This is a genomic window from Superficieibacter sp. BNK-5 (assembly GCF_047456055.1).
Classification (GTDB): domain Bacteria; phylum Pseudomonadota; class Gammaproteobacteria; order Enterobacterales; family Enterobacteriaceae; genus Superficieibacter.
This window is the reverse complement of record NZ_CP179893.1, coordinates 1,497,694-1,520,949: the sequence shown is the minus strand read 5'-3', so window position 1 is coordinate 1,520,949 and position 23,256 is coordinate 1,497,694. Positions and strand designations below refer to the sequence as shown.

The following is a 23,256-nucleotide window of genomic DNA, read 5'->3' as shown; positions in this document are numbered from 1 at the left end:
ACCGGAAGTGTTATGCCCATCGTTACCAGTAAAGAAAACGGCTTCACCATTTATGAGAAGGACACAGGCGTCCGTTTTGGCGAGATAGTAAAAAAATATCTGGCCGGCGAGTTGCCGTCGGTATCATTGGGTAGTGGTAATGAGGACAGAACCGTTGCGGTTGTGGAATACGAGGGTAAAAAATACATCGTCAAAAACGATCGGGAAAAAGATAAGCGGCTTGAGAAACGGCTGCAGAATTATCTCTCCGGGCCTTTTTTCTCAAAGCTGATTTACGCCACCGACCGCGCGATAACCCAGGGTTATACCGGGACGGCCGATCTCTATTATGTGGCGGAGAAAATGGTCGGCCGCGAATGTGAAAACGTCTTTACCCTTCATGAGTATGTCGAAGGGACGCCGTTGAAGGTGATTGATGATTCGAATCGCGAGGAGATTAAGCAGTGTATTCTGGCGCTGCACCGCGCAGGGTTGGCATCCAATGATATCCATGCCGGGAATTTTATCCGCACCCCGGAGGGGGAGTTGAAGATTATTGACCTCTCCTGCCGGGGCAGTATGCGAGTGTGCCAGGCGAACGATATTTTAACGCTGCGGAAAAAATACCATCTCGAGGTAGAAGGTCACGGCGCGGTGTATCGCCTGATCAGGCTGAAAGAGGATTTTCGAAAGCTTTCACGCAGGTTGCGGGGCAAAGTTAGCTCTCACGCCTGACGTCAGCTCCACCCCATAAAATGCCGGATGGCGGCTTCGCCTTATCCGGCCTACCGCCGATGGCACATCGTTTCCGGCCCACGTTTAACAACAAACCGTAGCCCCGGTAAGCGTAGCGCCACCGGGGAAATCACCGGACCTTAATCCCAGCTCAGGATCACTTTCCCGGACCGACCGGAACGCATCTCGTCAAAGCCCTGCTGGAACGCATCAATCGGGAAACGGTGAGTAATAATAGGTGACAGGTCCAGACCAGACTGGATCAGCGCCGCCATTTTGTACCACGTTTCGAACATCTCGCGTCCATAGATGCCCTTGATAAACAATCCTTTAAAAATCACCTTATTCCAGTCAATCGACATATCCGACGGTGGAATGCCCAGCATGGCGATACGTCCGCCGTGGTTCATGGTATCAAGCATGGAACGAAACGCGGGCGGCGCGCCGGACATCTCCAGCCCCACGTCAAAGCCTTCGGTCATGCCCAGCTCAGTCATCACTTCGGTCAGGCTTTCTTTAGAGACATCAACCGCACGGGTCACGCCCATTTTGCGCGCCAGCTCAAGGCGGTATTCATTCACATCGGTGATAACAACGTTACGTGCGCCGACGTGTTTCGCCACCGCAGCGGCCATAATGCCAATCGGACCCGCGCCGGAGACCAGCACATCTTCACCGACCAGATCGAACGACAGCGCCGTGTGAACCGCGTTGCCGAACGGATCGAAGATAGACGCCAGATCGTCGGAAATATTGTCGGGAATTTTGAAAGCGTTGAAAGCCGGGATCACCAGATATTCCGCGAAGCAGCCTGGACGGTTAACCCCCACGCCCACGGTATTGCGACACAGATGCGTGCGCCCACCGCGGCAGTTACGGCAGTAGCCGCAGGTGATATGACCTTCGCCCGACACGCGATCGCCAATTTTAAAGCCTTTTACTTCCTGACCAATACCGACCACTTCACCCACATATTCATGGCCGACGACCATCGGCACCGGGATAGTCTTTTGCGACCACTCGTCCCAGTTATAGATATGCACATCGGTGCCACAGATAGCGGTTTTACGGATTTTGATCAGCAGATCGTTATGCCCGACGTCCGGTTTTGGAACGTCGGTCATCCAGATGCCTTCTTCCGCTTTCAGTTTCGCTAACGCTTTCATCTAAGATCCTCAGGCAATCACGCCCAGTTGTTTACCGATGCGGGTAAAGGCTGCCACCGCACGTTCAATTTGTTCAGGGGTATGCGCCGCCGACATTTGGGTGCGAATACGCGCCTGCCCTTTTGGCACCACCGGATAGAAGAAACCGGTGACGTAAATCCCTTCTTTTTGCAGCTCGCGGGCAAAGTTCTGCGCCACCGTGGCGTCGCCAAGCATCACAGGAATAATCGCATGATCGGCCCCGGCCAGCGTAAAGCCCGCCGCCGACATCTGCTCGCGGAACTGCCGGGCATTGGCCCACAGGCGCTCACGCAACTCCGCGCCGGAGGCCAGCATTTCCAGTACTTTAATTGAGGCGGAAACAATGGCCGGGGCCAGGGAGTTGGAGAACAGATACGGGCGAGAACGCTGACGCAGCCACTCAACCACTTCCTTACGCGCCGCCGTATAGCCGCCGGATGCGCCGCCAAGCGCCTTGCCCAGCGTACCGGTGATGATGTCCACGCGGCCCATTACCTCACAATACTCGTGCGTACCGCGACCGTTCGCGCCGACAAAGCCGACTGCGTGGGAGTCATCCACCATCACCAGGGCGTCATATTTATCCGCCAGATCGCAGACGCCTTTGAGGTTGGCGATCACACCGTCCATGGAAAAGACGCCGTCGGTGGCGATCAGCACATGACGCGCCCCGGCTTCACGCGCCTCTTTGAGGCGGGCTTCCAGCTCCTGCATATCGTTGTTGGCATAGCGAAAACGCTTCGCTTTGCACAGGCGCACGCCGTCAATGATTGAGGCATGATTCAGCGCGTCGGAAATAATGGCATCTTCCGCCCCGAGCAAAGTTTCAAACAGGCCGCCGTTGGCATCAAAGCAGGAGGAGTAGAGGATTGCATCTTCTATGCCGAGGAAGTCGGCCAGTTTTTTCTCCAGCACTTTGTGGCTGTCCTGCGTACCGCAGATAAAGCGCACCGATGCCATACCAAACCCGTGAGAGTCCATGCCCGCTTTGGCAGCGGCGATCAGTTCAGGATGGTTAGCAAGGCCAAGATAGTTATTGGCGCAGAAGTTAATAACGTGGCTGCCGTCGCCGACGGTGATATCCGCCTGCTGAGCAGAAGTAATGATCCGTTCTTCCTTAAATAACCCTTCCGCCCGCGCCGTTTCCAGATCGCCACTTAACTGCTTATAAAAGTCCCCACGCATAACCACTCTCCCGATTCGATAAAAGTTGGTACATATTACCCAAAGCTATACGTTGATACGAGATGACGCATTAGCAGATGCGATTTTTGCAGCATAAATCACGTGTATACAGGTGGCTGTCGGTGAAAGCTGAAGACTGGTCGTTGTGATGGTATGATAAAGACATTCGTATCTGAGACGGTCTCAGTACCCACTATTTCAAAGGTTAACGTATGATCATTGTGACTGGCGGCGCGGGTTTTATCGGTAGTAACATCGTTAAAGCCCTGAATGATAAAGGCATTACCGACATCCTGGTGGTTGATAACCTGAAAGATGGCACCAAGTTTGCCAACCTGGTCGACCTCAACATCGCTGATTATATGGATAAAGAAGACTTCCTTGTTCAAATCATGGCGGGCGAAGAGTTCGACGATATCGATGCCATTTTCCATGAAGGTGCGTGTTCTTCCACCACCGAGTGGGACGGCAAGTATATGATGGATAACAACTATCAATACTCCAAGGAGTTGTTGCACTATTGCCTGGAGCACGAAATTCCGTTCCTGTATGCCTCTTCGGCTGCCACCTACGGCGGACGCACCTCCGACTTTATTGAATCGCGCGAGTACGAAAAGCCATTGAACGTCTATGGCTACTCTAAATTCCTGTTTGATGAATATGTGCGTCAGATCCTGCCGGAAGCGAACTCGCAGATTGTCGGCTTCCGCTATTTCAACGTCTATGGTCCGCGCGAAGGACATAAAGGCAGCATGGCGAGCGTCGCTTTCCATCTCAATACCCAACTGAACAATGGCGAAAGTCCGAAACTGTTTGAAGGCAGCGACGGCTTTAAGCGTGATTTCGTCTATGTGGGTGACGTTGCGGCGGTGAACCTGTGGTTCCTGGAAAACGGCGTATCCGGCATCTTTAACCTGGGCACCGGGCGCGCGGAATCTTTCCAGGCCGTCGCGGATGCGACGCTGGCCTTCCACAAACAAGGCAGCATCGAATACATCCCGTTCCCGGAAAAACTGAAAGGCCGCTATCAGGCGTTTACGCAGGCGGATCTCACAAATCTGCGTGCTGCGGGCTACGACAAGCCGTTCAAAACCGTCGCTGAAGGCGTGACGGAATATATGGCCTGGCTGAACCGCGACGCATAATCCTATGAAAATACTGGTGATTGGCCCGTCCTGGGTGGGCGACATGATGATGTCGCAAAGTCTTTACCGCACGCTCCGGGCGCGCTATCCCCAGGCCATTATTGATGTGATGGCGCCCGCGTGGTGCCGTCCGCTGCTGTCGCGCATGCCGGAAGTGAATGAGGCAATCCCCATGCCGCTGGGTCACGGCGCGCTGGAGATCGGCGCGCGCCGCAAGCTGGGCCGCAGTTTACGCGACCGCCATTACGATCGCGCTTACGTCCTGCCGAACTCGTTTAAATCCGCGCTGGTGCCGTTTTTTGCCGGTATTCCGCTTCGCAGCGGCTGGCGCGGCGAGATGCGCTACGGCCTGCTTAACGATGCACGTGTTCTGGATAAAGAGGCCTGGCCACTGATGGTTGAGCGTTATGTGGCGCTGGCGTATGACAAAGGCACGATGACCAGTGCGAAGGATCTGCCGCAGCCGCTTTTGTGGCCTGCGCTTCAGGTCAGCGATGAAGAGAAATCAGCGACCTGCGAGGCGTTTACATTATCGACAGAACGTCCGCTGATCGGCTTTTGTCCCGGCGCGGAATTTGGCCCGGCCAAACGCTGGCCGCACTATCACTACGCAGAGCTGGCAAAACAGCTCATTGATGAAGGGTATCAGGTAGTCCTGTTCGGCTCGGCGAAAGATCACGATGCGGGCAATGAAATCCTTGCCACCTTAAGCATTGAACAACAGGCGTGGTGCCGTAACCTGGCGGGCGAAACCCAGCTCGAACAAGCCGTGATCCTGATTGCGGCCTGCAAAGCCGTGGTCAGCAACGACTCGGGATTGATGCACGTGGCCGCCGCGCTTAACCGTCCACTGATCGCCCTGTACGGCCCCAGCAGCCCGGACTTTACGCCGCCGCTCTCTCATAAGGCGCGCGTCATTCGCCTGATTGAAGGCTACCACAAGGTACGTAAAGGCGACGCCGCCGAAGGCTATCACCAGAGCCTGATCGATATCACGCCACAACGCGTACTGGATGAACTTAATGCGCTACTGCTTGATGAGGATGCCTGACGGATGCGGGTGTTAATCGTAAAAACCTCATCAATGGGTGATGTCCTGCATACGCTTCCTGCCCTCACCGACGCCATGTATGCCCTGCCCGGCATTCGCTTTGACTGGGTGGTTGAAGAAGGATTCGCACAAATTCCTTCCTGGCATGAAACGGTCGACCGCGTATTGCCCGTGGCGATCCGCCGCTGGCGCAAAGCCTGGTTTTCCGCAGCCATAAAAGCTGAACGCGCCGCGTTTTCTCGCCGTTTACGTGAAGTGCACTATGATGCGATCATTGATGCACAAGGGCTGGTGAAAAGCGCAGCGCTGGTCACCCGCCTGGCTCATGGCGTGAAGCACGGTATGGACTGGAAAAGCGCCCGCGAACCGCTGGCAAGCCTCTTTTATAACCGCCGACACTTTATTGCCAAACAGCAGCATGCGGTAGAGCGCACGCGTGAACTGTTTGCCAAAAGTCTTGGATATAGTCAACCGCAAACGCAAGGCGATTACGCGATTGCACGCCACTTTTCGACTAATCTGAAGGCCGATAATGCGTGTTATGCGGTATTTTTACATGCAACGACGCGCGATGATAAGCACTGGCAAGAAGATCACTGGCGTCAGTTAATTAGCTTATTGCGTGATGCAGACATACGCATCAAACTACCCTGGGGTGCGCCTCATGAGGAAGCGAGAGCGAAGAGGCTGGCGGAAGGATTTGACTATGTGGACGTATTGCCACGCATGAGTCTGGAAGAAATTGCGCGGATGCTCGCAGGGGCAAAATTTGTGGTCTCGGTCGATACTGGCCTGAGTCACCTGACGGCAGCGCTCGATCGTCCTAACATCACGCTTTATGGCCCGACCGATCCGGGGTTGATTGGCGGCTATGGCAAAAATCAGCTGGCGTTGAAGTCTCCGGGTCAGGAGACTGGTGAGATTTCACCTGAGATGGTTTTTGAGCATTTAACTAACCTGAGTGTATAAGATGACCTTAAAGGGATTGACCTTTTCTCCACTGGCAAAAAAAGCATGTGAATGGACGCTGTGTGCAAGCTTACTGGCAACCCTTTTTTCGCTTCTGTTGGTGAATGTTGATGTGGCCGCAAAATTATTTAGCGTCACCGCGTTGGTTTCCCTGATTTTTATCGTTACTGAAAGGAAGTACCTCTCTTCAAAAAAAGCGCTTCTGATGCTGGCTGGCGTTATTTTCCTGATAGGTATTTATAATGTTCTGTGGCTGGAGCTTTTCAAGCCGGAGAAGACCGTTTTTTCAGGAACGTATCGCGCTTATTTATACGCAGCACGTATGCTCATCTCGGGTGCCTTTGTCGTTGTGGCATTCAGTTTGATCACGCAAAGTATGAAACGTTTTATCTTACCTTGCCTGTCGGTAATGCTTATTGCAGTAGTGATCTATGCGGGAGTAGAAGAAGCGCATCATCAGCTACCCAGAATTATGCTGGCCTTTAAAGTCGCTACTACCGCAGGCTATGCCGTTGCGCTCATCGGTATAGTATGCAGCGCCTGGCTCATCCAGCTAAAGCCAAGGCTTTATCCGCTGATATTGGCGTTAGTTTCGTTATGCGTTTTAGTCACTCTGGCATTAAACGAAACCCGGGCGGCAATGCTGACATATCCAGTTGTTATCCTGCTGATGTTGTTAGCAAATTATTCTCACTCCAGAAAAAAACTGCTGAAACGTGCGGCGCTCTTTTTTGTCCTGTTGGTAGTGTGCGGCGTGGTAATGAAAGATGTGCTCCAGCAGCGTACACAAAATTTAATGAGCGATATTACCAGCTATCAAAATAATAATAGTAATACTTCTGTCGGTGCGCGCCTCGCTATGTATCAGGTGGGGTTAGAAACGATGAGATTTAATCTGATCGGGCAATCCATCGAAGAACGTCAAAACGCTATCACTGCCATGATACAGGCACACCCTAATCTGTCAGGTGCAGCACCTTACCTGAATGTCCATTTGCATAATGAACTCATCGAAACCCTTTCATTAAAAGGTATTGTTGGTACGTTACTACTGATTTTGTTCTATATAACGCTTATTTATTACTCAATAAGACATAAAAATACATCGCTTTTTGTTGTGACACTTGCAATCATGTTGTTCGGCCTTTCCGATGTTTTGCTCTATTCAAGGGAAATGCCCATTGTTGCAACGTCGTGTATCGCACTTTGTATATTATTACAACAGAATAAAGTTAATGATGAACGAAAAGCCTGTTCTTAGCATAATTATGGCGACACATAACAATGGCGTACTGGCGTCAGATGCCATTATGTCTGTTATAAATAATATGCCGCATAATTGTGAACTACTTGTGATAAACGATGGTTCAACAGATGAGTCGGATCAAATTATCCGCGATCTGACTCATAAATATAATAACATACGTTACTATTACCAGCCTAAAAATGGCGTCTCCGTTGCACGAAATCGGGGCATTGAGCTAAGCCAGGGAGACTACCTCGCGTTTATCGATGGAGACGACCTGTACAGCAAGAATTTCTTTAGCGTCATAATGCCGGTCTTGGAAAAGCAGCAGTACGACATTATTGCTTATGAAAGCACTCGCGATCTCGATACGTTTATAGCTGAACAAAAAAATGATTTGCCCTATAAATTAGATACCCGCTACGCAGAGATTATCCAAAAAACATTCAAAGCCTCTCACTGGCAAGTATGGCGTCGTATTTTTAGAAAAGACATTATCGGAGAGGATCGTTTTCCTGAGCATCTTTCCTATTTTGAAGATGTCTCCTTTACTCCTTTTCAATATTTGAAAAGTAAGACACTCTGTAAAATAAACAGCATCCTGTATTATTATCGCAAGAATAGACTGAGTGTCACCGAAACGCATCAGGAAAATGATATCATGGATATGTCGCATGCGTTGAATAAATTTATTACCAGCGTGAAAGAGCATCCGGAGACAGCGTCGCTGACCACCATGGCAATGATGAATTGCTATATTGAGCTGAGAAAGAAAACCAGAAAGATGCGCGGCTATTATAATTACAGCTACGAGGAAATGCAGTTAATTGAAAGGCTGAAAGAGGCGTGTCTCTATAAAAATATAGATAAAAAGCATAAGAAATTTTATTTAAGAGTCAAACTTTATCAATTCGATCTTTTCTTTTCACGCTTAAAATACAGACTATTGCCTCGCTGGATCAGGAGGCAGTAATCGGGAATCGGCATTAACCTGCTAATTTTAATGGAAAATAAAATCATCCCAGGGAAGGAACACAAAAGCGCCGTCTTTACCGCTTATAGTCATCCTCTTGATAACATGTTATCATTGGCTATGATATTTTTGCTACAGGTACAGGTATGTTCGGTAAGCAGCCCATTCTCAGCCAACAAACTTTTTCCGGCATTGACTCTGAATCGTTACCGGCTAAACGGCTCAATATTGCTTATGGGGTCGATAAAAACTTCCTGTTCGGTGCTTGTATTTCTGTGACATCGATACTTGAAAATAATAAGAACGTTCCTTTAGCTTTTCATATTTTCTCTGACTACGGCGATGAAGAGACCTGCAAAAAATTAAATGAGCTGGCCGTTCACTATCAAACAACCATTTCATTATATATCATTAACAATGACTGCTTTTCTGCGTTCCCCTATACCGTTCGCTATGCCTACGCAACATATTACCGTTTCCTTACCTGTGAGTATCTCCAGTCACAGGCCGAGAGTCTGGTATATCTGGATGCAGATATCATCTGTAAGGGCAGTGTTGAACCACTGCTCAACCTGGATATCGAAGATAATATTGTCGCGGGCGTCATTGACGTAGAAATGATGCAGAAAAGAGCGGTGCAGGTTTTTGGCTTTGAGCCTAATACTTACTTTAATACCGGTATGTTGTATATCAACCTGAAAGCATGGCAGCAAAACAATATTCTGGAAAAAATCATCGCCACCTTCTCGGACGAAGCGCTTGCACCGAAGTTAACGTTCCCCGATCAGGACGCGCTCAACCTTCTGGTGAAAGGCAAGGTGAAGTTCCTCCACCGTGGGTACAATGCTTTCTATAACTTTGATGACGAGCCAAAAATAAAACGGGCCGATCGTTATAAAGAAATCATCAACGATGACACTGTGTTTATTCACTATGTTGGCGTCACTAAACCCTGGTTCCAGTGGGCCAAAGATTACCCTGCCGTGAAGTACTTTAGCGAAATCTATAAAATTTCGCCGTGGCGTGACCAGCCGCTATACGACGCCAGAACGTTAAAACAGTTTAAAAAGAAATCGGTCCATCAAAAATATCTGGGTTACCGTTTGGAAGGTTTCAAAACCTGGCTGACCTATACCTGGATGAAGATGAAAAAATAAGTAAAAAAAAAGCCACTGGTTTTGACGCCAGTGACTTTTTTTATTTCGCTAATTTCTTTCTGATATAGCCTGCGTAATAACGTAATCCTTCCACCACCTGCCCTTTTTTGAAGGCATCGCGCGCATACACCCGATAATCCGTTGTCCGCATCCGCCCGCTATAGCTGCGTAGTGGAGCGTCGCGCCATGCGGTAAAATTACGGTAAAAGAGATAGAGATGTTGACCGGTCCCCCGATGCTCCCGATACCAGGGTTTACGTCCACCGGTAAAATGCATGATCACCGGGATCGATTCAGGATGATAAATAAAATCTTGCCGCTGCTCGTCATTCAGCAGCGTATAAAGCAGGTTCCATTTCTTATCAATGAAAACGACCTTATTTTCCAGAACGATATTTAACGCATCCTGATCGAGATACTTCAGCTGGCCTTTACGCTCACGCAAGATATCCTGCGTTTTGCGCTCCACGTCGTGTGCCAGCCAGGCGCGACGGTTAATATAGAGGAAACCGGCATTAAAATAGCGGGCATCAGTCATACCAATACGCTGGCTGTTTTTACGGTTAATCTCTTGCGAGTTATCCGTCACCACGGCGCAGACCGTATTATCGATATCGACCGCGCTGAGGGCAGCTAAAGAGGAAAAACAGAGCGTATCAACATCCAGATAGACAAAGCGGGTGACATCTTCCGGCAGCAGACGCGGCACCAGCAGCCGGATATAGGTTGATTTATTGATATGCGCTAATGATGATTGCCCATCGTATTTCTCAAGATCGGCATCTTCAATTTTATAAACTGAAATATTACCGGGCTGCGATCTAACTTTAACAAGCTGGTCTTCGCTGACATCATAAGAGAAGACATGGAAATGCACGTCGTTTGTCAGGTTATTATGATAAACCGACGCCAGAGAAGTCGCTAAATATTCTATGTAATTGCCGTCAGAGCAAAAAACGACGTGAATGGTGGATTCCATACGTATTACAACCCTTTCCGTTGCGTTCTTTCTTTGATCTTTTGCGCCCTGACCTGGGCACTGGCGATCAGACTATGTTCATCACGCAGAATGTCACGCAGCGGCTTCGCAAAATAGATTTTCATAAAATACAAAACATCCGCCCTGGTCAGGCCAATCTCCAGCGATGAAAAATAGAGGCCGATGAGATCCTTATTTCTCCAGCGCAAAGGAACGCCAGGGCGAATCTGAGCGCGATGTAAATCGATGACCGATAGCTTTGGCGTATCCCGATTAGGATCGTAAGGAAGATGCAGCAGGAAATGGCATAAATAGCAGTCGCGATGATTAACGCCCGCCGCATGCATGTTCTTCACCATAGTTGCCAGATGGGCGATGAGTTTTCTTTTCGGCTTATACCCCGGCGGCTGGCTTTTCCATTCAGCGCAATAATCTTCCAGGCTAATGGTATTGGTTAGCTCTTCAGTGATAATAAACGATGTGATGGTAACCGGGTTGGTTCCTTTCATACCAAAGGCCACGCCATGCATGGTATCTACGCCAACCTCGGCCAGGCGATGAATAGCCTTCCATTCCCGGTCAGCACCCAGTACTGGCAGACGAAACGACAGCAAGTTTTTGACCACTTCTTTGGTCGTGGTGCCGTAATGTATTTTGATGAAATAGCCGACATTATCTATTTCGAAACGCAGCGTTTTGCGGGTCTCAAGCGCCCGATAAACATGGCCGGTAAGCAGTTCTATTTCGTGGAAGGGATCTTTACCCTGCCACAGCGTTTTGAATGGTTCTTTTAATTCAACCATCTTTCCCACCATCATTCTGCATTGTTATTAAATAGGGTCTTTGCCGCAGGATATTGCGCTAACATTCTGTCCGATGCAGCAATCACGTCCTCTGCGGGGATGCAGGTCAAATATCGGTAGCTACGATCGAGATCTTTGCGCAGCGGCATAGGTTTATAGTCCCCGGCCCAAATCAACTCAAGCTTTTCCGTCCAGGGATGCCAGAAGCGATGCTTGGTCGCGCCAAAAAGGCATACGACCGGCGTATCGACCGCTGCGGCAATATGGCCTGGTGCCGAATCGACTCCGATAAATAATGCGGCGTGGTCAATCAGCGCCGCCAGTTCAGGGAACGAGGTTTTTCCGGCAAATTCCGTTACCGGTTTACGGTTACACTGGCGCACAATATCAGCAATAATATCCGCATCTTCTTTGCCGGGTCCGGCGGTCAATATCACCTCATAACCCCGCGCCATAAGATGATTAATGACTGCGGCAAACTTGTCGTTATCCCAGCACTTAAATATCTGCCTGGCCGTGGGCTGAATGGCGACATACTCTTTCGTCACGCCCAGTTCATCCATTCTCGTTTTTAAGCGATCCCAGTGCCGGACGTCATACCGCATTGAGGTGCGGGTGATCATCGGATCGATATCGAGCAACGTCAGAATGGACAGGTTTTGCGGCACGATATGTTCACCGGCATCGTCGAGGGTTTTATCAAACGCGTTCATCCAGTAAGACGATTTCCGGCGGCCAAAGGTAAAGCCGATTTTTAAGCGGGCAGGAATGCAGCGAATGACGAATCCCAGCAATTTCTGGCTGGAGAGATTAACAATCAGGTCGTAGTTATTTTTTCGCAGCGCTTTAATGATATGGAAAATATTAATGATTTTATTTAGCGCTGAGGATTTTTTATCTGCGATACCGTAAATTTTGTGAAGATTTGGGTTTTCTGAGATGATTTGAACCGTAGAGTTATAAACCATCATATCGATTTCGGCATCAGGATATTGTGCCTTTAACGTGCTGATCACCGGCGTCGTTAGCAGGACATCTCCCTGAAACTTCAATTTGATAATCAGAATCTTTTTAAATTTACTCATGATTTTCCAGATATTTACGCAAATTCATGGTGCTTATTACAGTAGCGTTTTATTTACAGCGATGACGGTGCCATCACCATGTCGGCCACTTTTTCCGGCAGGCTATAGATGTCCTGAGTATCAGCATAATGACGGGCGTTCTCTGCCCACTGGCGTCGCTGCGTTTCGTCTGTAGCCACCTTTACCAACGCCGCATTGAGTTGATCCTGGCTGAACGGCTCGGCAATCACCTCACCGCACTGCGCTTTATCAATGTAGTGCGCATAGCCGCAGACTTCAGTCGTCAGCACCGGTAGTCCGGCGGCAATCGCTTCCAGCAGCACAATCCCAGCCGCTTCCTGATAGGCCGGATGGATCAGCACATCTGCCGCCATCATCAGGTTCGAGACGTCATTTCGGCCCGCGTAAAACCAGACCCGGTTTTTAACGCCAAGCTGGGACGCCAGCGCTTCAAATTTGCCAGGTTTATCCTGCCCCACCACCACCAGTCTGGCATTTGCTTTAACCATATCAGGCAGCGCGGCAAAGGCTCTGATGCTGCGATCAACCCCCTTGCGGGAGAAGTCTGATCCAACCTGCAACACCAGAAACTCGTTGGCACCGATGTCATTTTCCTGACGAAACGCTTCCCGGCAGTCCGGTGCATGAGCGCTGTATTTGCGGTCAGGGTAGATCCCCGGCGGCAGAATATGAAAACGCGCCTCTTCGGTGCCGTAATGCTTTTTGAAATCGTTAATTTGCCGATCGGTAAGCATCAGCAGTTCTGTTTTTGCGCCTTTGCGAAAAACGGCCTCTTCAAAGGCAGCAAAGTGGCGATAGCGGGGGGTCAGCTTGTAAAAGAAGCCTTTTTCTTTGGCGACCTTCTCGGCATAGCAGACGTCGGCGGCGTAGTAGATATCAAGGCCAGGCATCTTATTGAAGCCAATCACTTTATCGACCGGGTGTTGCAGTAAATGTTGATGCACCCACTGATAATATTCTTTGTTTTTACCATGATTGGTTGAGGCGGTTGCCGGTACTGTCACAATCTCCACATTATCCGGGCGCTCTTCCTGCCAGGAAAGCACATACACCCGAACCTTTGCACCGCGCTGCGCAACGGTTTTTGCGATGCGCAGGAAATCGCGCTGCAAGCCGCCAAAGGGGAAATATTTATACAAGCAAAACGCGATAATCATGCCGACTCCCTGCCCAACGTTTCGTGGTAAAAAAGAATGAATTCAGCAGGCTACTCACTCGACCTGCCATTGCTACCGCGGCAAAAATAACATAGCTTTCACCTGCGGACACGCTACCGCTCAGGCTTACAGCTACCCGCTCGCTATCCACAACAATTTAGCGCTACAGTGTACCATTACTTGCCCTGCAAGCCGATATGAATGTTTTTTAACCTTACAACAAGACAATGGCTATAAAAACAAACACATAAAAAATATCTTCACCCCAAAATACCCGCTTTAGCGATGACGAATAATCTCGATTAAACGTTAAAATATGGCGATAAAATTTAAAAAATACGCTCTCAGGGCTGCTTTTCAGTTGCTGTTTACCCTCACCTAAGCCAAATTCCGCAAAAGTAATGGCAAAGGCTCCGCTAAAAACTTAGAATCCCCAGCACATTCATTAGTCAATTACATCCTATGCTGCAATTGCTTTACACCACATTGCTTTACCTTATTCAGCCGCTCATTTGGGTACGGCTTTGGGTGCGTGGTCGTAAAGCTCCGGCATATCGCAAACGTTGGGGCGAGCGTTACGGCTTTTACCGCACACCGCTGAAGCCTGGCGGCATCATGCTGCACTCGGTCTCAGTCGGTGAAACGCTCGCGGCAATCCCTCTGGTGCGAGCATTACGTCACCGCTACCCTGAGCTTCCCATTACGGTCACCACCATGACGCCGACCGGCTCTGAACGTGTTCAGTCCGCGTTCGGTAAAGATGTTCAGCACGTCTATTTGCCCTACGATCTGCCGGACGCGATGAATCGTTTCCTGAATAAAGTCGACCCGAAACTGGTGTTGATCATGGAAACGGAACTGTGGCCGAACCTCATTACGGCGCTCTATAAGCGTAAAACGCCGCTGGTCATCGCTAACGCGCGTCTCTCGGCACGCTCGGCCACGGGCTATGGCAAGCTGGGCAAGTTCATCAAAACGCTGCTGCGCCGGATCACCCTGATTGCGGCGCAGAATGAAGAGGACGGCGAACGTTTTATTCAACTTGGGGCGAAACGTAATCAGCTAACCGTCACCGGCAGCCTGAAGTTCGATATTTCTGTAACGCCGCAACTGGCAGCGAAAGCCATTACGCTGCGTCGCCAGTGGGCACCTCGCCGCCCGGTGTGGATTGCTACCAGTACCCATGACGGTGAAGAGAGCGTGGTGCTGGCTGCTCATCAGGCGCTACTGCAACAATTCCCTGACCTGCTGCTCATTCTGGTCCCGCGCCATCCTGAACGTTTCCCGGATGCAGTAGATCTCGTGCGTCAGGCGGGCCTGAGTTACACCACCCGCTCCTCGGGTGAAGTGCCTTCCGGTAGCACGCAGGTGGTGGTGGGCGATACCATGGGCGAATTAATGCTGCTGTATGGCATTGCCGATCTGGCGTTTGTTGGCGGCTCGCTGGTTGAACGTGGCGGTCATAATCCGCTGGAGCCTGCTGCTCACGCCATTCCGGTGTTGATGGGCCCGCATACCTTTAATTTTAAAGATATCTGCGCACGCCTGGAGCAGGCGGACGGCCTGATCACCGTTGAAGACGCGCCTTCCCTGACCAAAGAGATTGCCTCGTTGCTGACGGACGAAGATTATCGTAATTACTATGGGCATCATGCCGTAGAAGTCCTGCATCAGAACCAGGGCGCGTTACAACGGCTTCTGCATCTGCTACAACCGTATCTGCCACCCAAAACGCATTGAGGGCTGTTATGCAAAGACGGGCAATTTATCCTGGGACGTTCGATCCCATTACTAATGGCCATATTGATATCGTCACCCGCGCGACCATGATGTTCGATCAGGTGGTACTCGCCATTGCTGCCAGCCCGAGTAAGAAACCGATGTTTACCCTTGAAGAGCGCGTAGCGCTGGCGAAAGAAGCAACCTCGCATCTGTCGGGCGTTGAGGTGGTGGGGTTCAGCGATTTGATGGCGAATTTCGCGCGCGATCAGCAGGCGAACATCCTGATCCGTGGCCTGCGCGCCGTGGCGGATTTCGAGTATGAGATGCAACTGGCGCATATGAATCGCCATTTGATGCCGGATCTGGAAAGCGTCTTCCTGATGCCGTCAAAAGAGTGGTCATTTATCTCTTCGTCGCTGGTAAAAGAAGTCGCGCGTCACGCGGGCGACGTGACGCATTTCCTGCCTGCTAACGTCCATCAGGCGCTGATGGACAAGCTCAGGTAATTTACCTTTGGCACTGGCGACAGTAAAACGTCGCCCGCTGTGCATGCTTCGCTGCCACAATCGGTGTTCCACAAACGTGGCACGGCTCGCCTTTACGTCCATAGACCTGTAGCTGCTGGGCGAAATAGCCCGGCTTGCCGTCGCTCTGTAAGAAGTCCTTCAGCGTCGTTCCGCCCTGCTCTATTGAACGCAGCAGCACCGCTTTGATAACCCGCACCAGCAGTTCGCACTCGTCGCGTGAAAGCGATGACGCCAGCCGATCCGGATGGATCCCAGCGGCGAACAGCGATTCGCTGGCGTAAATGTTACCCACGCCTACCACCAGTTTATTGTCCATCAGCCAGGGCTTGATGGCGGTTTTCTTCTTCGCGCATTTCTGTTGCAGGTAGTCGGCATTAAACGCATCGCTGAGCGGCTCCGGCCCCAGGTGCGCCAGTACGTTATGCCCTTCCAGCTCTTTGGTCCATAGCCAGGCGCCGAAGCGCCGGGGATCGGTATAGCGCAGCACTTTACCGTTGCTCATCACCATATCGACGTGGTCGTGCTTTTCTGCCGGACGTTCTTCTGTGAGGATGCGCAAACTGCCTGACATCCCCAGATGGATGATGATCCAGCCGTCCGGCAACTCCAGCAGCAGGTATTTCGCACGCCGCTGCACGCTGAGCACTGGTTTATCACTCAGGGTATGGATTTCGTCTGACACCGGCCAGCGCAGGCGGCCATTGCGGACAATGACGTGGAGGATGGTCTCGCCCACCAGATGCGGTTCAATCCCGCGACGGCTGGTCTCAACTTCAGGTAATTCAGGCATTTTTATGTTCTCCAGAGCCAGAAAACAGAAAACCCCGCCGGAGCGGGGTTTTCATACAATTCACTAAAATTACTTGATTTTAGCTTCTTTGTATAAAACGTGCTGACGGACAACTGGATCGAATTTTTTCAGTTCCAGTTTTTCCGGTTTAGTACGCTTGTTCTTCGTGGTGGTGTAGAAGTGACCAGTACCAGCAGAAGAAACCAGCTTGATTTTCTCACGAATACCTTTAGCCATGATTTATTTCCTCTAAGTACTTAGTACTTTTCGCCACGGGCACGCAGTTCGGAAAGAACTGTATCGATGCCTTTTTTATCGATTACACGCATACCTTTAGCAGATACACGCAGGGTGACAAAACGCTTCTCGCTCTCAACCCAAAAACGGTGAGAGTGCAGGTTCGGCAGAAAACGGCGTTTAGTCGCGTTCAGTGCGTGGGAACGGTTGTTACCGGTCACCGGACGCTTGCCAGTAACTTGGCAGACTCGGGACATTTCTATTCTCCAAAAATCAAATTAGCTCGAGCTTCGTATGGGGTATTGACGCCTCGTCAGGCTGTAAAGCCCGGTCCTGGCGGTTCTAAGTGAACTCGCGATTACCAGGCCCAAATGCCAAACCCGAGATTCTCAAAGGTGGCGTAGTATACGCTGAGTCGGCGGTGTGCTCAAGTCCCGAACAGACAAAGATCCCGATGGATCGCGCGATCCGGGCTAAATTAAGCCTCTTTCCGCAAAGGAAACGTACTCACCACGTCCAATCACCAGGTGATCAAGTACGCGAATATCCATTAGCTGACAGCAGCTTACCACACGTTCGGTGATCATTTTATCAGCTTTACTCGGTTCGGCGTTACCCGAGGGATGATTATGCGCGAGGATCACGGCAGCGGCGTTGACGTTGATGGCTTCTCGTACAATTTCCCGCGGATGCACTTCGACATGGCTTAGCGTACCGGAAAACAGGCGACGATGTTTGAGTATTCGATTCTGGTTATCGAGATAAATCGCCATAAAGACTTCACGATTTTCACCCGTAAACTGGCTTTTTAAAAACTCTCGCGTTAGCTCAGGACTGTAAAGCCCCCTTTTTTCCCGCAGGCGTTCGTTATAACAGCGGCGGGCCAGTTCTGCGATGGCTCTTAGCTGGCAATATTTCGCAATGCCGATACCCTCTATTTGGTCGAATTGCTTCCAGTCCGCCGACATCAGCTGCGAAAGCGTATCAAAATGCCGCAATAATTCCGTCGCCAGCGTCATGACGTGTTTACCTCGTGCACCGGTACGCAAAAACAGCGCCAGCAGTTCCACTTCACTGAGCGTTTCAACGCCATAACGCCGTAGTTTTTCCCGCGGCAACTTTTCCCGTTCTTCTCTGGACATCTTCATATGGCGTCTCCCTTTGCACCCGCCGCTATGCTGCCACAGGGTATTTTCCGCTTCGACCTGCGTTTTCAACTCTTGCGTGGCGCCTCGCAAAGTGAATGATCCCGGACCGCACGATACAAAAGGTTTGTGATAAAATGCTCAGCCTCTGGTGCAATCCAACAGGAAAGAATCATGATGAGCCTGGCCGGTAAAAAAATCGTTCTCGGCGTGAGCGGCGGCATTGCCGCCTATAAAACGCCTGAGCTGGTACGTCGCCTGCGCGATCGCGGGGCGGATGTGCGCGTGGCGATGACCGACGCCGCCAAAGCGTTTATTACTCCTTTGAGCCTGCAGGCCGTTTCAGGTTATCCCGTTTCTGACAGCCTGCTCGACCCGGCAGCCGAAGCGGCGATGGGGCATATCGAACTGGGCAAATGGGCCGATCTGGTGATTCTGGCACCCGCCACCGCCGATTTACTGGCGCGCGTTGCCGCGGGTATGGCCAACGATTTGGTTTCTACCATTTGCCTGGCCACGCCTTCCCCCGTCGCGGTGGTGCCTGCCATGAATCAACAGATGTATCGCGCCGCCGCAACACAGTATAATTTACGCGTTCTGGCCGAACGCGGGCTGCTGATCTGGGGGCCGGATAGCGGCAGTCAGGCGTGCGGTGATGTAGGACCGGGGCGGATGCTCGATCCACTGACCATTGTTGATATGGCCGCTGCGCACTTCTCTCCGGTCAACGATCTGCAACATCTGAATATTATGATTACCGCAGGCCCGACGCGGGAACCACTGGACCCGGTACGCTATATCTCCAATCACAGCTCCGGCAAAATGGGGTTTGCTATCGCCGCCGCCGCCGCCAAACGCGGGGCGAAGGTTACGCTGGTCGCGGGTCCCGTGTCGTTGCCAACGCCGCCACTGGTACAGCGTGTTGACGTCACCACGGCGCTGGAAATGGAAGCCGCAGTACAGGCAAGCGTTCAGCAGCAGCATATTTTTATCGGCTGTGCTGCCGTAGCGGACTACCGTGCCGCCGCCGTCGCCGATGAAAAGATTAAGAAGCAAGGCGATGAATTAACAATAAAAATGGTCAAAAACCCGGATATCGTTGCCGGGGTCGCCGCACTTATCGATCATCGACCTTATGTTGTTGGGTTTGCCGCCGAAACAAATAATGTGGAAGAATACGCCCGGCAAAAGCGAACCCGCAAAAACCTTGATTTAATCTGTGCAAACGATGTTTCGCTTTCTAATCAAGGATTTAATAGCGACAGCAATGCATTGCACCTTTTCTGGCAGGAGGGAGATAAAGTCTTACCGCTTGAGCGGAAAGCGCTCCTTGGCCAATTATTACTCGACGAGATCGTGACCCGTTATGATGAAAAAAATCGACGTTAAGATTCTGGACCCGCGCGTAGGTGAACAGTTCCCACTGCCCACCTATGCCACCTCCGGCTCGGCTGGCCTTGATCTGCGCGCCTGCCTTGACGACGCCCTTGAACTGGCGCCGGGCGAAACCGCGCTGCTGCCTACCGGGCTGGCGATTCATATCGCCGATCCGTCGCTCGCGGCGGTGATGCTGCCGCGCTCAGGTCTCGGCCACAAGCACGGTATTGTGTTAGGCAATCTGGTGGGTCTGATTGATTCCGACTACCAGGGTCAACTGATGGTCTCCATCTGGAACCGTGGTCAGGATCATTTCACCATTGAACCCGGCGAGCGCATCGCCCAGATGGTGTTTGTCCCGGTAGTCCAGGCTGAATTCAATCTGGTGGAATCTTTTGACGCCACCGATCGTGGCGAAGGCGGCTTTGGCCACTCCGGGCGTAAATAAAACGTAACGCATCCCACCGCGCACAAAGCTATAACATTACCGCAAGCCCTGAGTTTGCGGTCGCTGTGTGGATGCTCGCCTGACTATTGCTTATTTTCAGGGGTATTTTGCAACATGGCAGAAAAACAAACTGCGAAAAGGAACCGTCGCGAAGAAATACTTCAATCTCTGGCGCTGATGCTTGAATCCAGCGATGGCAGTCAACGCATTACTACGGCGAAGCTGGCGGCCTCGGTAGGCGTTTCCGAAGCGGCACTGTATCGTCATTTTCCCAGCAAGACGCGCATGTTCGATAGTCTGATTGAGTTTATCGAAGATAGCCTGATTACCCGCATCAATCTGATCCTTAAGGATGAAAAGGATACGACCGCGCGCCTGCGCCTGATCGTACAACTGATTCTGGGGTTTGGTGAGCGTAATCCGGGGCTGACGCGCATCCTGACCGGTCATGCGCTGATGTTCGAGCAGGACAGGCTGCAGGGGCGTATCAGCCAGCTTTTCGAGCGTATTGAAGCTCAACTGCGGCAGGTGCTGCGGGAAAAGCGCATGCGCGAAGGCGAAGGCTATGTAACGGATGAAACGCTGCTTGCCAGTCAAATTCTGGCCTTCTGCGAAGGCATGCTGTCACGCTTTGTGCGGAGCGACTTTAAATATCGCCCGACGGAAGATTTTGACGCCCGCTGGCCGCTGATTGCCGCGCAGCTACAGTAATACCTTCTATGCAGCCTGTCAGGCTGCATTACTCTCATCTTTGTAAGAAACGCCAGGTTAATTCGTTGAATTGCCAGATGCTTTCTGTCTTTGCTCTCTCCTACTATCCATTGAACTGTATCGTTTAGCGGCTACGGAGAGGATCAATGGCAACATCACGGCGGGAATTGTTAAAACTGAGCGGTCTTGCCACCGCCACATTACTGTTAAGCCAAAAAAGCATTGCTGGCTGGACACCGTCCGGGCGTTATCCCGATCCACGCGTCACTGCCGTTGATGATAGCTTTCGTAAATATATGGTCGCCAGCGCGAAGGTGGAGCAAATCGCGACGGGCTTCCGCTGGGCGGAAGGTCCGGTCTGGTTTGGCGATATGCAGATGCTGTTATGGAGCGACATCCCTAATAACGCCATTATGCGCTGGGATGAGGTTTCCGGGGAAACCAGCATATTCCGCCGCCCTGCCAATAATACGAACGGCCACGCCCGCGATCGTCAGGGCCGTCTGATTAGCTGTGAGCACGATACGCGGCGCATCACCCGCACTGAATACGACGGAACCATTACCGTGCTGGCTGATAGCTTCGACGGTAAGCCGCTTAACTCACCCAACGATATTGTCGTGAAGTCGGATGGTTCCATCTGGTTTACCGATCCGCCTTTTGGCATAACAGGATTTTATGAAGGCCATAAAGCCGAGCCGCAACTGCCGCAAAACGTTTATCGGCTTGATCCGCAAAGCCGTAAATTAGATGTGGTTCTCGGTGACGTTAAAGGTCCTAACGGCCTGTGCTTTTCACCTGACGAAAAAATACTCTACGTTGTCGAAAGCCGTGCTGCACCAAACCGATTGATTCTGGCCTATGACGTGGTGAATAACGCGCTGCAAAACAAGAGAACGCATATTGACTGCGGCAATGGCACGGCGGACGGCATCGCCTGCGATGTGGACGGCAACCTGTGGTGCGGCTGGGGCACCGGTACTGAAGAACTTGATGGCGTGCGGGTTTTCAACGTCCAGGGGAAACATATCGGAACCGTTCAATTACCGGAACGTTGCGCCAACCTCTGTTTTGGCGGCGAGCAGCGTAATCGGCTGTTTATGGCCTCCAGCACGTCCATTTATTCCCTGTTTGTAAATACGCAGGGCGCGAAACTGATCTAAAAATGCCCCGGCAGCCATCCTGCCGGGGAATGATTTACACTCCGTATGCTTCCCGGTACGCGCGCACCGACGCCAGATGCGTCGCCATCTCAGGCTTCTCTTCCAGATACGCAATCAGCTCTTTCAGGGTGATAATAGAAATCACCTTGCAGCCATAATCGCGTTCTACTTCCTGAATCGCGGAGATCTCACCGCGGCCACGTTCCTGTCGGTCCAGTGAAATCAGCACGCCCGCTAACTCTGCGCCGTTGGCCTGAATAATCTCCATGGACTCACGGATAGCGGTACCGGCGGTGATGACGTCATCCACCAGCATGACTTTTCCCTGAAGCGGGCTGCCCACCAGATTACCGCCTTCGCCGTGGTCTTTAGCTTCTTTACGGTTAAAGCAGTACGGCAGGTCGCGATCGTAATGCTCCGCCAGCGCGACGGCCGTGGTCGTCGCAATCGGAATGCCTTTGTAAGCAGGACCAAACAGCAGATCGAAATCGATACCAGAATCGACCAGCGCTTCGGCATAGAAACGGCCAAGCAGTGCCAGATCGCGCCCGGTATTAAATAGTCCGGCGTTGAAGAAATAGGGGCTTTTACGTCCGGATTTCAGCGTGAACTCGCCAAACTTCAGTACCTGCTTGCTGAGCGCAAATTCAATAAACTGGCGCTGATACGGTTTCATGTCGATACTCCTCCAGGTTTCATTTTTCAGGCAAAAAAAAAGGCGACCTCTCAGTCGCCTTAACATCAATTTTCTAACGCCGCCTTCTGCGTGGCGATGATGGATTCTATCCCCCCTCGGGCCAGCGCCAGCAGGGTGAGAAGCTCTTCGTGAGTGAACGGCTCGCCTTCCGCCGTCCCCTGTACTTCAATAATGCGACCGTCTTCGGTCATCACCACGTTCATATCGGTTTCGGCGGCAGAGTCTTCAACGTATTCCAGATCGCAGACCGCTTCGCCATTGACGATACCCACGGAGACCGCGGCCACCATCCCTTTCAGCGGGTTGGTTTTCAGCTTGCCATCCGCGACCAGTTTGTTCAGCGCATCGGCCAGCGCCACGCAGGCACCGGTAATAGACGCCGTCCGCGTGCCGCCATCGGCCTGAATAACGTCGCAGTCGAGGGTAATGGTGAATTCACCGAGCGCTTTTAAATCAACCGCCGCACGGAGCGCGCGCGCGATAAGACGCTGGATTTCCATCGTGCGGCCGCCCTGCTTGCCCTTCGCCGCTTCGCGGGCGTTACGGGTATGGGTGGAACGCGGCAGCATGCCGTACTCGGCGGTGATCCAGCCCTGGCCCTGACCTTTCAGGAAGCGCGGCACGCCTTCATCGATGGACGCGGTGCACAGCACTTTGGTATCACCGAATTCGACCAGCACGGAGCCTTCTGCGTGTTTTGTATAATTACGGGTCAGGGTGACGGGACGCACCTGATTGACGCTACGACCTGCTGGACGCATGTGATT

General features: G+C 51.5%; 25 protein-coding genes. 13 read left to right on the top strand and 12 right to left on the bottom strand.

The window, feature by feature from the left end; all coding sequences use genetic code 11:
- The first annotated feature begins 12 nt into the window (after nt 1-12).
- A complete protein-coding gene (locus tag ACMGGS_RS07310; RefSeq protein ID WP_414165581.1) occupies nt 13-714 on the top strand; it encodes a lipopolysaccharide core heptose(II) kinase RfaY in 702 nt (233 codons plus the stop codon).
- Nucleotides 715-854: 140 nt separating this feature from the next.
- Here ACMGGS_RS07310 and tdh read toward each other — a convergent pair whose 3' ends face one another.
- Entirely contained in the window at nt 855-1,880 is a 1,026-nt protein-coding gene (tdh, locus tag ACMGGS_RS07305; protein ID WP_414165580.1) for an L-threonine 3-dehydrogenase, read from the bottom strand.
- A 9-nt stretch (nt 1,881-1,889) separates the two neighbouring features.
- A complete protein-coding gene (kbl, locus tag ACMGGS_RS07300; RefSeq protein ID WP_414165579.1) occupies nt 1,890-3,086 on the bottom strand; it encodes a glycine C-acetyltransferase in 1,197 nt (398 codons plus the stop codon).
- Nucleotides 3,087-3,298: 212 nt separating this feature from the next.
- Here kbl and rfaD point away from each other — a divergent pair, with 212 nt between their 5' ends.
- The 6 genes from rfaD (at nt 3,299) to ACMGGS_RS07270 (ending at nt 9,627) form a co-directional block, all read left to right on the top strand.
- Complete coding sequence (rfaD, locus tag ACMGGS_RS07295) at nt 3,299-4,231, top strand: ADP-glyceromanno-heptose 6-epimerase (RefSeq protein WP_414165578.1); 933 nt, start codon at nt 3,299-3,301, stop codon at nt 4,229-4,231.
- A gap of 4 nt (nt 4,232-4,235) precedes the next feature.
- Nucleotides 4,236-5,282, top strand: a complete 1,047-nt coding sequence (gene rfaF / locus ACMGGS_RS07290; RefSeq protein ID WP_414165577.1) for an ADP-heptose--LPS heptosyltransferase RfaF — start codon at nt 4,236-4,238, stop codon at nt 5,280-5,282.
- A 3-nt stretch (nt 5,283-5,285) separates the two neighbouring features.
- Entirely contained in the window at nt 5,286-6,251 is a 966-nt protein-coding gene (rfaC, locus tag ACMGGS_RS07285; protein WP_414165576.1) for a lipopolysaccharide heptosyltransferase RfaC, read from the top strand.
- Nucleotide 6,252: 1 nt separating this feature from the next.
- The gene (locus tag ACMGGS_RS07280; RefSeq protein WP_414165575.1) at nt 6,253-7,512 is read left to right on the top strand and encodes an O-antigen ligase family protein; all 1,260 of its coding nucleotides are present in this window, start codon (nt 6,253-6,255) and stop codon (nt 7,510-7,512) included.
- Nucleotides 7,487-8,470: a glycosyltransferase family 2 protein gene (locus tag ACMGGS_RS07275; protein ID WP_414165574.1), complete on the top strand. Its 984-nt coding sequence runs from the start codon at nt 7,487-7,489 to the stop codon at nt 8,468-8,470. Before ACMGGS_RS07280 ends, ACMGGS_RS07275 begins: the two co-directional genes overlap by 26 nt.
- A 146-nt stretch (nt 8,471-8,616) precedes the next feature.
- Nucleotides 8,617-9,627 (top strand): glycosyltransferase family 8 protein, encoded by a 1,011-nt coding sequence (locus tag ACMGGS_RS07270; RefSeq protein ID WP_414165573.1) that lies wholly within the window; start codon nt 8,617-8,619, stop codon nt 9,625-9,627.
- Nucleotides 9,628-9,667: 40 nt separating this feature from the next.
- Here ACMGGS_RS07270 and ACMGGS_RS07265 read toward each other — a convergent pair whose 3' ends face one another.
- Genes ACMGGS_RS07265 through ACMGGS_RS07250 form a run of 4 tightly spaced genes read right to left on the bottom strand, consistent with a single transcriptional unit; the run spans nt 9,668 to nt 13,672 of the window.
- The gene (locus tag ACMGGS_RS07265) at nt 9,668-10,606 is read right to left on the bottom strand and encodes a glycosyltransferase family 8 protein (RefSeq protein ID WP_414165572.1); all 939 of its coding nucleotides are present in this window, start codon (nt 10,604-10,606) and stop codon (nt 9,668-9,670) included.
- A gap of 5 nt (nt 10,607-10,611) precedes the next feature.
- A complete protein-coding gene (gene rfaP, locus ACMGGS_RS07260) occupies nt 10,612-11,409 on the bottom strand; it encodes a lipopolysaccharide core heptose(I) kinase RfaP (RefSeq protein WP_414165571.1) in 798 nt (265 codons plus the stop codon).
- Between the two features lie 11 nt (nt 11,410-11,420).
- On the bottom strand, nt 11,421-12,494 hold the full coding sequence (rfaQ, locus tag ACMGGS_RS07255; RefSeq protein ID WP_414165570.1) for a lipopolysaccharide core heptosyltransferase RfaQ: 1,074 nt from the start codon (nt 12,492-12,494) through the stop codon (nt 11,421-11,423).
- 53 nt (nt 12,495-12,547) lie between these two features.
- Nucleotides 12,548-13,672 carry a glycosyltransferase family 4 protein gene (locus ACMGGS_RS07250; RefSeq protein ID WP_414165569.1) on the bottom strand — a complete coding sequence of 375 codons (1,125 nt, stop codon included), beginning with the start codon at nt 13,670-13,672 and terminating at the stop codon, nt 12,548-12,550.
- A 462-nt stretch (nt 13,673-14,134) separates the two neighbouring features.
- Between ACMGGS_RS07250 and waaA the strand changes: the two genes are divergently transcribed.
- Together waaA and coaD are read left to right on the top strand one after the other, a co-directional pair.
- Nucleotides 14,135-15,412 (top strand): lipid IV(A) 3-deoxy-D-manno-octulosonic acid transferase, encoded by a 1,278-nt coding sequence (gene waaA, locus ACMGGS_RS07245; protein WP_176920017.1) that lies wholly within the window; start codon nt 14,135-14,137, stop codon nt 15,410-15,412.
- 8 nt (nt 15,413-15,420) lie between these two features.
- The gene (gene coaD / locus ACMGGS_RS07240; RefSeq protein ID WP_414165568.1) at nt 15,421-15,900 is read left to right on the top strand and encodes a pantetheine-phosphate adenylyltransferase; all 480 of its coding nucleotides are present in this window, start codon (nt 15,421-15,423) and stop codon (nt 15,898-15,900) included.
- A gap of 1 nt (nt 15,901) precedes the next feature.
- Here coaD and mutM read toward each other — a convergent pair whose 3' ends face one another.
- From mutM to radC, 4 genes are all read right to left on the bottom strand, one after another.
- Entirely contained in the window at nt 15,902-16,711 is an 810-nt protein-coding gene (gene mutM / locus ACMGGS_RS07235; RefSeq protein WP_414165567.1) for a bifunctional DNA-formamidopyrimidine glycosylase/DNA-(apurinic or apyrimidinic site) lyase, read from the bottom strand.
- Nucleotides 16,712-16,780: 69 nt separating this feature from the next.
- Complete coding sequence (gene rpmG, locus ACMGGS_RS07230) at nt 16,781-16,948, bottom strand: 50S ribosomal protein L33 (protein WP_003024094.1); 168 nt, start codon at nt 16,946-16,948, stop codon at nt 16,781-16,783.
- 20 nt (nt 16,949-16,968) lie between these two features.
- Entirely contained in the window at nt 16,969-17,205 is a 237-nt protein-coding gene (gene rpmB, locus ACMGGS_RS07225; RefSeq protein ID WP_002436699.1) for a 50S ribosomal protein L28, read from the bottom strand.
- 216 nt (nt 17,206-17,421) lie between these two features.
- Nucleotides 17,422-18,090, bottom strand: coding sequence for a RadC family protein (gene radC / locus ACMGGS_RS07220; RefSeq protein WP_276165214.1), 669 nt, complete (start codon nt 18,088-18,090; stop codon nt 17,422-17,424).
- A gap of 180 nt (nt 18,091-18,270) precedes the next feature.
- Here radC and coaBC point away from each other — a divergent pair, with 180 nt between their 5' ends.
- The 4 genes from coaBC to ACMGGS_RS07200 all read left to right on the top strand — a co-directional run bounded on the left by coaBC (nt 18,271) and on the right by ACMGGS_RS07200 (nt 21,792).
- The gene (coaBC, locus tag ACMGGS_RS07215) at nt 18,271-19,482 is read left to right on the top strand and encodes a bifunctional phosphopantothenoylcysteine decarboxylase/phosphopantothenate--cysteine ligase CoaBC (RefSeq protein WP_414166218.1); all 1,212 of its coding nucleotides are present in this window, start codon (nt 18,271-18,273) and stop codon (nt 19,480-19,482) included.
- The gene (gene dut, locus ACMGGS_RS07210) at nt 19,460-19,918 is read left to right on the top strand and encodes a dUTP diphosphatase (RefSeq protein ID WP_414165566.1); all 459 of its coding nucleotides are present in this window, start codon (nt 19,460-19,462) and stop codon (nt 19,916-19,918) included. The genes coaBC and dut overlap by 23 nt, the downstream gene beginning before the upstream one ends.
- A 114-nt stretch (nt 19,919-20,032) precedes the next feature.
- Nucleotides 20,033-20,629 (top strand): nucleoid occlusion factor SlmA, encoded by a 597-nt coding sequence (slmA, locus tag ACMGGS_RS07205; RefSeq protein WP_414165565.1) that lies wholly within the window; start codon nt 20,033-20,035, stop codon nt 20,627-20,629.
- A 146-nt stretch (nt 20,630-20,775) separates the two neighbouring features.
- Nucleotides 20,776-21,792: an SMP-30/gluconolactonase/LRE family protein gene (locus ACMGGS_RS07200; protein WP_194207580.1), complete on the top strand. Its 1,017-nt coding sequence runs from the start codon at nt 20,776-20,778 to the stop codon at nt 21,790-21,792.
- Nucleotides 21,793-21,826: 34 nt separating this feature from the next.
- Here the strand turns inward: ACMGGS_RS07200 and pyrE are convergent, their stop codons facing one another.
- Together pyrE and rph are read right to left on the bottom strand one after the other, a co-directional pair.
- On the bottom strand, nt 21,827-22,468 hold the full coding sequence (pyrE, locus tag ACMGGS_RS07195; RefSeq protein ID WP_414165564.1) for an orotate phosphoribosyltransferase: 642 nt from the start codon (nt 22,466-22,468) through the stop codon (nt 21,827-21,829).
- A gap of 65 nt (nt 22,469-22,533) precedes the next feature.
- Nucleotides 22,534-23,250 carry a ribonuclease PH gene (gene rph, locus ACMGGS_RS07190; protein WP_414165563.1) on the bottom strand — a complete coding sequence of 239 codons (717 nt, stop codon included), beginning with the start codon at nt 23,248-23,250 and terminating at the stop codon, nt 22,534-22,536.
- Nucleotides 23,251-23,256: the final 6 nt, after the last annotated feature.